1 protein-coding gene is annotated in these 2,069 nt (G+C 56.8%); it reads right to left on the bottom strand.

What is annotated here, in order from left to right:
* On the bottom strand, positions 1–2,069 hold a 2,069-nt coding region (locus BM358_RS26140; protein ID WP_143109576.1), incomplete at both ends, for a condensation domain-containing protein.

The raw sequence follows: 2,069 nt of genomic DNA, 5'->3' as shown, positions 1-2,069 counted from the left end.
TTCCAGACGGCCAGCACGGCCACCAGCAAGTCCACCGAACGCTCGGCGAGAATGCCGACGATCGTCTCCCGGCCGATGCCGCTTGCGCGCAGCGTAGCCGCCAAGCGATTCGCCCGCTCGTTCAGCTCCGCATAGGTCAGCCGGTCATTCTCGTACACGACGGCCGCCTCTTCCGGCGTGCACTCCGCCTGTTCCTCAAACAGCCGGTGGAACGCGGCCGTAGGAGCCGCCTCCGGCTGCGCCGGGTTAAACGCGCCGAGAATTTGCTCTTTTTCCGCCGGTGTCAAAATGCCCAGCTCGGCAATAGTCGCCGATGGGTTGCGAAGAATGGATTCAAGCAGCTGCAAGTAGTGAGCGGCCAATTTCTCCACCGTTTCGGTTTTATAAAGAGCAGTGGCGTATTCAAACAGATATTCCAAGCCTTCCTCGATCTCCGTGACGTCCAAGCTGAGATCGAATTTAGAAACAATTTCTTCGCTGGCATACGTCGACAAATGGAGTCCGGGAAGCTGGATTTCCAAATTCTCTGTATTCTGCAAAGCAAACATCGTATCGAACAGCGGATTGCGGCGTAAATCACGAGCCACGTTCACCTTATCCACCAGTTCCTCAAACGGATAATTCTGATGTTCAAAAGCGCCCAGCGTCGTCTCCTTGATTTCCTTCAAGTAGTCAAGGAACGTCTTACCGGCAGCCGGATAACTGCGGATGGCCAGGGTATTGACGAACATCCCGATCAGCGGCTGAACGTCGCTATGATTTCTTCCCGCAATCGGCGTACCGACCACCACGTCTTCTTGCCCTGTATATTTATGCAATAATATTGTATAACCAGCAAGCAGAACCATGTAAAGCGTTGCGCCGTTCTCGGCTGCAAGCCGTTTCAGACCCTCGCTTTTCTCGCTATGCATAAACAATTGCAGCGTGCGGCCCTCGTAGCTCTGCATAGCCGGGCGCGGATAGTCCGTCGACAATTCCAAAACCGGCAGCTCTCCGCGGAACATGTCGAGCCAGTAGGCTTCCTGCTTGGCAAGCTGAGCTTTCTGCACGTCCGATTGCTGCCATACCGCATAATCTTTGTACTGAATGCGGAGCGGCTCCAACTGCTCCCCGCTGTACAAGCGGACGAACTCTTCGATCAGTACGTCAATCGAAACGCCGTCAGATACGATATGATGCGTATCGAACATTAGAATGTGCCGGTCCGGCGCCAGTTCGGCAAGGCCTACCCGCAGAAGTGGCGGCTTCGCTAGATCAAACGGACGAACGAATTGGCGCACCGTTTCTTCCGCCTGCTCCCCGCTGATCTGCACATATTCCACCTGGAAGGCGGCTTCTTCGTAAATCCGCTGAACCGCTTCGCCTTTTACCATCTCAAAGCCGGTACGCAGCGTTTCATGACGAGCTACGAGCCCCCGGAACGCTTCTTCAAACCGCTGCCGGTCGAGCTCCCCTTCGAGCAGCATAGCTCCCGGTATGTTGTAGCTCAGCTCGGCTCCTTCCAGCTGGTTCAAGATATAGAGACGTTTCTGAGCGGAAGAGAGCGGATAATACTCGCTAGGTTCCGCAGCCGGAATAGCCGTGAACGAGCCGATCTCCAGCCGCTCCATAGCCGCGGCCATTTCCTCAACCGTCGAGTAGCGGAATACGTCGCGAAGCGGGAATTCAACGCCTAGCTCCTTATGCATTTTGCTGACAAGCGTCGTCGCCCGCAGGGAGTGTCCGCCGAGGTCGAAGAAGTTGTCCGTTACGCCTACCGCCTTCTCCCGAACAAGCACATCCTGCCAAATGGCGGCCAGCTTCGCCTCCAGTTCGGTGCGCGGCGCCACGTATTCGCGGCCTCCGCCTGCTCCCCCTTCCGGTGCCGGCAGCGCCTTCCGGTCGATCTTTCCGTTCGGCGTCAGAGGCAGGCGCTCCAGCTCCACGAAGTACGACGGGATCATGTACCCCGGCAGCTCGCTGGCAATCGCCCGCTTCAGGTCCGCCGCCGTCAAGCCTTCTTCCGCTGTATAATAAGCGCACAAAGCTTTCTGACCTTCTTGATCTTCCCTGACGACGACGACCGCTTC

Origin of the sequence: Paenibacillus sp. cl130 (genome assembly GCF_900116035.1) — a bacterium.
Lineage (GTDB): Bacteria > Bacillota > Bacilli > Paenibacillales > Paenibacillaceae > Paenibacillus > Paenibacillus polymyxa_B.
Note: the sequence above shows the minus strand (reverse complement) of the source record. Positions and strands in the feature narration are given on the sequence as shown.